General features: G+C 71.2%; 7 protein-coding genes. 6 read left to right on the top strand and 1 reads right to left on the bottom strand.

All coding sequences use genetic code 11. From position 1 onward, the window contains the following. The 3 genes from ACIRQY_RS29460 to ACIRQY_RS29450 form a co-directional block, all read left to right on the top strand. Window positions 1-453 (top strand): potassium-transporting ATPase subunit KdpA (locus tag ACIRQY_RS29460; protein WP_403930807.1); only part of this gene is annotated, 453 nt, incomplete at its 5' end. Next, window positions 450-2591, top strand: a complete 2142-nt coding sequence (kdpB, locus tag ACIRQY_RS29455; protein WP_403930805.1) for a potassium-transporting ATPase subunit KdpB — start codon at window positions 450-452, stop codon at window positions 2589-2591. The genes ACIRQY_RS29460 and kdpB, both read left to right, overlap by 4 nt. Before the next feature lie 7 nt (window positions 2592-2598). Beyond that, entirely contained in the window at window positions 2599-3273 is a 675-nt protein-coding gene (locus ACIRQY_RS29450) for a potassium-transporting ATPase subunit C (RefSeq protein ID WP_403930803.1), read from the top strand. Between the two features lie 21 nt (window positions 3274-3294). Here ACIRQY_RS29450 and ACIRQY_RS29445 read toward each other — a convergent pair whose 3' ends face one another. Further along, the gene (locus ACIRQY_RS29445) at window positions 3295-4443 is read right to left on the bottom strand and encodes a winged helix DNA-binding domain-containing protein (protein ID WP_403930801.1); all 1149 of its coding nucleotides are present in this window, start codon (window positions 4441-4443) and stop codon (window positions 3295-3297) included. 152 nt (window positions 4444-4595) lie between these two features. Here ACIRQY_RS29445 and ACIRQY_RS29440 point away from each other — a divergent pair, with 152 nt between their 5' ends. The 3 genes from ACIRQY_RS29440 to ACIRQY_RS29430 all read left to right on the top strand — a co-directional run bounded on the left by ACIRQY_RS29440 (window position 4596) and on the right by ACIRQY_RS29430 (window position 8164). Continuing rightward, complete coding sequence (locus ACIRQY_RS29440) at window positions 4596-5477, top strand: hypothetical protein (RefSeq protein WP_403930799.1); 882 nt, start codon at window positions 4596-4598, stop codon at window positions 5475-5477. A gap of 241 nt (window positions 5478-5718) precedes the next feature. Continuing rightward, window positions 5719-7056 carry an esterase-like activity of phytase family protein gene (locus tag ACIRQY_RS29435; protein ID WP_403930797.1) on the top strand — a complete coding sequence of 446 codons (1338 nt, stop codon included), beginning with the start codon at window positions 5719-5721 and terminating at the stop codon, window positions 7054-7056. A gap of 271 nt (window positions 7057-7327) precedes the next feature. Then, the gene (locus ACIRQY_RS29430; RefSeq protein ID WP_403930796.1) at window positions 7328-8164 is read left to right on the top strand and encodes a hypothetical protein; all 837 of its coding nucleotides are present in this window, start codon (window positions 7328-7330) and stop codon (window positions 8162-8164) included. Window positions 8165-8260: the final 96 nt, after the last annotated feature.

The raw sequence follows: 8260 nt of genomic DNA, 5'->3' as shown, positions 1-8260 counted from the left end.
ATCGGCACGCGGGAGATCAAGTTCGCCGCTTGTTACATTCTGGTCACTCCGGCTCTGGTGCTGTGTTTCACGGCCGCTTCGTTCGTCCTGGACACCCCGGTGAACTCGATGACGAACTCGGGTGCGCATGGGTTCTCGGAGATTCTGTATGCGTTCACGTCGGGTGCGAACAACAATGGTTCGGCTTTCGCCGGGCTGAACGCGGATACGCAGTGGTTCAACACGACGATCGGTCTGGCGATGCTGCTGGGCCGGTTCCTGCCGATGGTGTTCGTGCTGGCGCTGGCGGGTTCGCTGGCGTCGCAGACTCCGGTGCCGGAGACGGCGGGGACGCTGCGGACGCAGAAGCCGCTGTTCACGGGGCTGCTGGTCGGCACGATCCTGATCATCACGGGACTCACCTACTTCCCCGCGCTCGCGCTGGGACCGCTCGCCGAAGGGCTCGCGGCATGACTATCGACGTAGAGAAGCAGCAGGACGACATGTCCCCTCGTACCCGGACCACCCCGGCCCCCCACAGTGACGTTCCCACCGGCCACAAGCCGTCGGCGGGGCGGGTCGGCGGGGGTCTGTTCGACCCGAAGCAGTTGCTGGCTTCCTTCCCCGACGCGGTGCGCAAGCTCGATCCGCGGGTGATGGTGAAGTCGCCGGTGATGTTCGTGGTGCTGGTCGGGTCGGTGGTGACGACCGGGCTGGCGGTGATGAACCCGGGCGACTGGTTCGGGTGGGCGATCACGGTCTGGCTGTGGCTGACGACGGTGTTCGCGAACCTCGCGGAGGCGGTCGCGGAGGGCCGGGGCAAGGCGCAGGCCGACACGCTGCGCAAGGCGAAGACCGACACCGTCGCCCGCCGTCTCACCGCCACCGGTGAGGAGCGGGTGCCGGGGACGGTTCTGCGGGTCGGTGACCGGGTGGTGTGTGAGGCCGGGGATGTGATCCCGGGTGACGGTGACGTCGTCGAGGGTGTCGCGTCGGTGGACGAGTCGGCGATCACGGGTGAGTCGGCTCCGGTGATCCGTGAGTCGGGTGGTGACCGGTGTGCGGTGACGGGTGGCACGAAGGTGCTGTCGGACCGGATCGTCGTGAAGATCACGGCGAAGCCGGGGGAGACGTTCATCGACCGGATGATCGCTCTGGTGGAGGGTGCGGCCCGGCAGAAGACGCCCAACGAGATCGCTCTGAACATTCTCCTGGCGTCGCTGACGATCGTGTTCCTCCTCGCGGTGGTGACGCTGAAGCCGTTCGCGATCTACGCGGGTGCTGATGAGCAGACCTCGATGATCGTGCTGACCGCGTTGCTGGTGTGTCTGATCCCGACGACGATCGGGGCGCTGCTGTCCGCGATCGGTATCGCGGGGATGGACCGTCTGGTCCAGCGCAACGTCCTGGCGATGTCCGGCCGCGCCGTCGAAGCCGCCGGTGACGTCTCCACCCTCCTGCTGGACAAGACGGGCACGATCACGCTGGGCAACCGGCAGGCGGCGGAGTTCCTCCCGGTGAGGGGGACCACGGCCGCCGAACTCGCCGACGCCGCCCAGCTGTCCTCCCTCGCGGACGAGACACCCGAGGGGCGTTCGGTCGTGGTCCTGGCGAAGGAGAAGTACGGGCTGCGGGAGCGTCACCAGGGCGAACTCGCCCACGCCCAGTGGATCGAGTTCACCGCCCAGACCCGCATGTCCGGCGTCGATGTGGAGGGCAGGCAGACCCGTAAGGGCGCGGCCGGCTCGGTCATCAGCTGGGTGCGTGAGCAGGGCGGTCAGGTCGCGGCCGACGCCGACACTCTGGCGGCCTCCATTTCCGAGGCCGGTGGCACCCCGCTCCTGGTCGCCGTCAAGGACGCCGAGGGTGCTCGTGTTCTGGGTGTCATCCATCTGAAGGATGTGGTGAAGGAGGGGATGCGGGAGCGGTTCGAGGAACTGCGCCGGATGGGTATCCGCACCATCATGATCACGGGTGACAATCCGCTGACCGCGAAGGCCATCGCGGCCGAGGCGGGGGTGGATGACTTCCTGGCGGAGGCGACGCCTGAGGACAAGATGGCGTTGATCAAGCGGGAGCAGGCGGGCGGGAAGCTGGTCGCGATGACCGGTGACGGTACCAATGACGCTCCCGCGCTGGCGCAGGCCGATGTGGGTGTGGCGATGAACACCGGGACCTCGGCCGCGAAAGAGGCCGGGAACATGGTGGATCTCGACTCCGACCCGACCAAGCTCATCGAGATCGTCGAGATCGGCAAGCAGCTCCTGATCACCCGGGGCGCGTTGACGACGTTCTCGATCGCCAACGATGTGGCGAAGTATTTCGCGATCATCCCGGCGATGTTCGCGGTCGCTTATCCGTCGCTGGACAAGCTGAACATCATGGGTCTGGCGTCGCCGGAGTCCGCGATCCTGTCCGCGGTCATCTTCAACGCGCTGGTCATCATCGCGCTGGTCCCGCTCGCGCTGAAGGGCGTGCGCTACCGGCCCTCCTCCGCGGATTCCATGCTCCGCCGGAACCTGGGGATCTACGGGCTCGGCGGGCTGATCGCCCCGTTCATCGGCATCAAAATCATCGACCTCCTCCTCTCCCTCATCCCCGGAATCGGCTGATCACGTCATGAACAACTCCGTAGGAAACACCGGGCGTGTCCTGTGGGCGGGAGCACGTGCCCTGCTCGTCCTGACCGTCATGTGCGGCGTGCTCTATCCCCTCACCGTCACCGCCGTCGCCCAGCTCGTCTTTCCCGGCAAGGCGAACGGGTCCGAGATCACCGACGCGAGCGGGAAGACGGTCGGCTCCGCGCTGATCGGCCAGCGCTACGACCTGCCCCTCAAGGACGGCGAGGAGACAGCGGCTCCGGATCTGCGCTGGTTCCAGCCCCGTCCGTCCAACGGCCTGGGCAGCAACAATGTCAACACCCAGTACACGCTGATCCTGTCGGGGGCGACGAACCGGTCCGGGGACAACGAGGACCTGATCAAGTGGGTCACCGACGCGAAAGCGGCCGTGGTCAAGGACAACACCGTCCCCGGCCACACCATTAACCCGTCCGATGTCCCGGCCGACGCGGTCACCTCCTCCGGCTCCGGTCTCGACCCCCACATCTCCCCCGCCTACGCCGAGCTCCAGGTCCACCGCGTGGCCGCCAACAACGACCTGACCGTTGCCCAGGTCGAGCGGCTCCTCGCCGACCACACCGACGGCCGGATCCTCGGCTTCATCGGCGAACCCCGCGTCAACGTCCTCCAGCTCAACACCGCCCTGAAGAACCTCCTGGCGGCGAAGGGCTGAGACCGGCGGTGCTCCCGCTCCTCAACGGGCCGGGAGCAGCCGGGTCTCGACGGCCGGGAGGCCCTTGACCCACCAGTGGTCGTAGCGGCCGTAGACCCGGGGGTCGCGGTCGGCCAGCAGGGCACCGAGCGCCTCGGCCTCGGCCGCGAGCCCGTCCCACACCCGGGCGGGCAGCGGTTCGAAGGCCGAGGCTTCGACGCCTCCGTCGACCGGGCGCCAGACCCCGGCCACGTACCCGTCGACGAGGAGGGTCGGCAGGGTGTCGCCGTTCACCCGGATCACGTGCTTGCGGTACGCGGGCGGGAGGACGCGGCTCCGGTCGGCGTAGGCGAGCAGGACGCTGTCCCACATGGCCATCAGGCGGGGCGGCGCCGGGACGTCCTCGTCGGGCAGCGGCGCCCCCGGCACGTCGTACAGGACCGTCCCCCCGGGCCCTTCCCGCTGCTCCAGGGCGTCGCCGAGCAGCCGTACCGCCTCGCGCGCCGCGCCCTGGGAGACCAGGGCGAACTGGGCCATGTCCCGGACGGACGCCGGGCCGAAGCCCTCCAGGTAGCGGCGGACGAGGACCGCGAGCCCCGCCGCCGGGGCCTCCGGGTCGGTGAGGACCGGCCGCGCGCCCGCCGTCACGAACGACTGTGCCGTGCCGAACGACCACGGCGGGCCCGTCGGCGCGTGCCACAGCGGCGCGTACTGCCGGATCATCCGCCAGACCACGGCCTCCACGGGGCCGCCCCGGACCTCCTCGATGCGGGAGCGCAGCTCGGCCCCGCTCCGGGCCGTGCCCGCGTACTCCAGGAGACCGGGCAGCAGGGCGTCGGCGTCCTCGGCGGTGAACCCGGCCGCCCGGTAGCGGGGATCGCGCAGCCGGGAGCCGCGCAGGGTCGTCTCCATGGCCTCCCGGAAGGCCCGGTAGTCCTCGGCGTGCACGATGTGCAGCGTGAGCCGCATCAGGGTCGTCCGGATCAACTCGTACTGTTCCAGGGCCTCGTCGAGCCGCTCGGGGTCGAAGCCCTCGACGCGGTTCCACAGGGCCACGTACGGCGAACCCGGCTGCTGTGCCTGGAGCGCGACCACCCGCCGTACGGCCTCCGCGACCCCGAGCCGTTCCCGTCCGAGCAGCAACTGCCGGGCGAGCGTGGACCGGTTGAGGGCGCGTGCGGTGATCGTCATGGCGTGATTCTCCCCGGCGGTGGCCGGAGACCCGCCACCGGATCCCGGCCTGCTCCCGAAGTGCGGCGAACCCTCCATCGGACGCCCGTGGTTCACGCGGTCCACGGCCGGGAGTCACCTGGATCTCACCCTTCCTCATGAGCATCGTCCCCATGACCTCCACGCCCATGACCTCCACGCCCCGGGCCGCGCGCCCGGCCGCCGCCGTGTCCGCCGTCGCCCTCGCCTCGGCCGCCGCGCTCCTCGCCCCGTCCTCCCCGGCGTACGCCGCCGCCAACGCCGTCCCGTCCTACGAGGTGAAGATCAACCTCACCGCGTCGGCCCTGGACGCCTCCCACAACCCCGGCGCGGCGGTCAAGTCGGCCTTCGGCATCACCGGTTCGGCCAAGACGCGCTCCTACGGCTACTACGACACCGACGGCCTGGCGCTCGACGCCCAGGGCTGGAGCGTCCGGCTCCGCCACAAGGACGGCTCGTCCTTCGAGGAGACGTACAAGAAGCGCTTCCCGGTCACGGACGGCGACATCGACGCCGCCCTGGCCACCGCGAAGGCGGCCGGTTTCGACAGCGGCGACACCAACTACAAGGCCGAGGTCGACTGGGGCTACGCCAAGCAGACCCTCAGCTTCAGCACCGAGAAGAGCCGCAGCGCCAAGGGCTACTCCGGCACCAGCCTCCCGGCCGACGCGACCGGCCGCGACTGGCTCGTGAACGACGTCCCCGGCAAGCTCGCCGACTGGAACTCCACCGGCTGGGGCACCGGCACCCTCAAGACCTCCCGGCTCCACGGCGGAGTGACCGCGAAGGTGTACGGCGGCGCCTGGGGCGCCTCGGACGACGCGAGCATCGAAGTGCTGCCGGTCGTCGGCGCGAACGGCACGGGCACGGAGTACGTCGTCGAGCTGTCCTTCAAGACGGCCTCGCCCACCGACGCGGCGAAGCTCCACGCCGACGCCCTGGCCGTCGCCGAGACCAACGGCTGGCTCTATCACGGCGACATCCTCAAGACGCGGCTCATCCTCGACCGTTACTGAGCACCGGGGGTCCCGTGGGCCCCGCCGTCGAGCCCCGGCCGCCGATCCCGGGGCTCGACGCGCCCGGTCCGGCCGGGCCGGTCCGCCCGGTCCGCTCCGTTCGGGCCGGTCCGCTCGGCCACCGTCGGGCGTTCACCAGGAACTCCCCCTCCCTTCGCACCCGCGATACCCCTCGTTGTGGCCGGAATCGGACCATGAGGCGGCCCTCAAGGGCCACCACCATGTGTTCAAGGGAGTTCAGATGAATCCGCGCCTCCTGCGCCGCCCCGCCCTCGTGGTCCTGCCGCTGTCCGCCGCGCTCGCGCTCACGGCGCTCACGGGGACGGCCGGAGCGGAGTCCGGGCGGCACGGTCACACCGCCCGGGTCGTCTCCACCTCGACCCTGCCCGACATCCCGCTGGCCCGGTTCAGCAACGCCCTGCTCCCCGGCAGCGTCGCCGACGACCGGAACGTGGACCTCGGCGGGATCGGCAGCGACCTCTACCCGGCCGGACGCCACGGCGAGTACTGGACCGTCACCGACCGGGGCCCCAACGGCCAGATAGCGGTCGGCAAGGACAAGCGGCGCACCTTCCCCGTCCCCGGCTTCGACCCGGCGATCGTCAAGGTCCGGGCCGTCGGCGACCGCCTCCAGGTCGTCCGGGCCATCCCCCTCACCACCGCGTCCGGCGCCCCCGTCACCGGCCTGCCCAACCAGCCGGGCCGCGACGAGGCCCCGTACACCCACGACGCCTCGGCCCCGCTCCCCTACAACCCGAACGGCCTCGACACCGAGGGCCTCGTCCGCGCGAAGGACGGCAGTTTCTGGCTGGTGGACGAGTACGGGCCCTCGCTCGTGCACGTCTCCGCCGAGGGCCGGGTCCTCGCCCGCCACGTCCCCAAGGGCCTGAACCTGACCGGCGCCGACTACCCGGTGGTCGAGTCCCTGCCGTCCGTCTTCCTCAAGCGCAAGGTCAACCGCGGCTTCGAGGGCCTCGCGCTGCTCCCCGACGGCGACCTCGTGATGGCGCTCCAGAGCCCGCTCCTCAACCCCGACAAGGCCACCGGCGAGGAGTCCCGCAACACGCGCCTGGTGCGCTTCTCGCCCCGGAAGAACCGTGTCACCGCCGAGTACGCCTACCGCTTCGACCCGGTCGGCGTCGTCGAGCCCGGCCAGACGAAGACCTCCGAGCTGAAGATCTCCTCCGTCGTCGCGCTCGGCGGCGACCGCCTCCTCGTCCAGGAGCGCACCGACAAGTCCGCCCGCGTGTACGAGGTACGGCTCCGCCGGAGCTCCGACATCCTCGGCTCCGCCTGGGACACCACCGCCTCCCCGGCCCTGGAGCAGCTCGACGGCCCGGCCGCCGACCGGGGCCCCTTCCTGGCCAAGCGGCTTGTCCTCGACCTGAACACCGTCCCCGGCGTCCCCGGCAAGATCGAGGGCATCGCCGTCGAGGGCTCCTCGACGCTCGTCGTCGTCAACGACAACGACTTCGGCATGACGGACGGCCCGGAGGCCTTCGACGCCAGGGGCAGACTGGTGGACAGCGGCATCGAGACGAAGCTCGTCCGCGTACGGCTGGCGCACCCGATCCGCTGACCCGGTGACCGGGTGGGACCCGGGGGGATCCGGTGACCCGGTGTCACCCGGCGACCCGGTCCGCCTCCCCGCCCTCCTGGGGCCGTGCGGGTGATCTCGACGGCCGTACGGCGACCCGCGTCCCGTACGGCCGCCGTCCCGATCAGGTGGAAGATCGTTCCTGCTGCCGGGGCCACCCGTACGGCCCCGGGGTCCGCCGCCCTCCTCCAGGTGACCGTTGCCGGTCCGGCTCGTTGCCCGGTCGATATCGGTCACACGACGGAGGTGTGCAGTGAGCGGAGAACGGACGGGCACGGCGCGGAAGCCGGTCATGGGCGACGCCGAGGACGTACGCGGGGCGGCCGAGGCGCTGGGCCGGGGGTGCGCCGTCGCACACGGCTTCGGCAACTTCTACGCCCTCACCGCCCGCGCCGACCGCGAGGTCGTCGAACGGGTCAACCGGATGAAGGGCCGCCCGGCCACCCAGGTCGGCAGCGTCACCACCGTCCGCGACCGGGTCCGCTCCCTCTTCGACTGGCCCCGGCTGCCCGCCGAGATCCCGCGCCGGCAGATCCAGGACCTCGTCGACGAACTGTTCGCCCTCGGCCCCTTCGGCTTCCGGGGCCCCGCCGCCGCCCACGTACCGCCCCATCTGACCGCCGTCCAGGACGGCGTGCCGACGGTCCAGCTGATCGGCCCCGGCTACCGCTGCCCCTCCAACCGCTTCCTCGCCGAAGCCCTGGCGGGCACCGGCACCGGATTCCTCTCCGTCACCTCGGTGAACCCCTCCCGGCACCGGACCGGGGCGGACCACGAACCGGCGCACTGGCGCGCCGACGGGGTGGCCGCCGACTTCGGCCACGAGCCGGAGGTCCGCATCCTCGCCCACGAGGACGAGACCGCGGCCCGCCTCCGGCACCCGCACCACGCCACGACCTCGACCACGGTGCTGTCCTTCCACCACACGCCGGGCCACGGCCGCTCCGGGCTGCCCGCGCTCACCCTCGAACGGCACGGTTCCCTCTCCGCAGACCACACCCGCGCGGTCGCCGCCAACCACGGCTTCGCCCTCGTGGTCCCGCCCCGGGCCGCACCCCGCCTGGCCGCCCGGAGCTATCCGGCGGGCTGAGACGGGCCCGGGACGCCCCCGTGCCCCGGCGCATCCCCCGCACCTGCCCGGGGACCTGGAGACCTGGAGACCTGGAGACCCGGAGACCCGGGGACC

The organism is Streptomyces sp. NPDC101490 (genome assembly GCF_044767145.1).
GTDB lineage: Bacteria > Actinomycetota > Actinomycetes > Streptomycetales > Streptomycetaceae > Streptomyces.
Note: the sequence above shows the minus strand (reverse complement) of the source record. Positions and strands in the feature narration are given on the sequence as shown.

Coding starts and splice junctions, on each gene's coding strand:
- ACIRQY_RS29435 (WP_403930797.1), top strand. CDS start 5,719: ATGAATCCGCGCCTCCTGCGCCGCCCCGCCCTCGTGGTCCTGCCGCTG.
- kdpB (WP_403930805.1), top strand. CDS start 450: ATGACTATCGACGTAGAGAAGCAGCAGGACGACATGTCCCCTCGTACC.
- ACIRQY_RS29445 (WP_403930801.1), bottom strand. CDS start 4,443: ATGACGATCACCGCACGCGCCCTCAACCGGTCCACGCTCGCCCGGCAG.
- ACIRQY_RS29440 (WP_403930799.1), top strand. CDS start 4,596: ATGACCTCCACGCCCATGACCTCCACGCCCCGGGCCGCGCGCCCGGCC.
- ACIRQY_RS29450 (WP_403930803.1), top strand. CDS start 2,599: ATGAACAACTCCGTAGGAAACACCGGGCGTGTCCTGTGGGCGGGAGCA.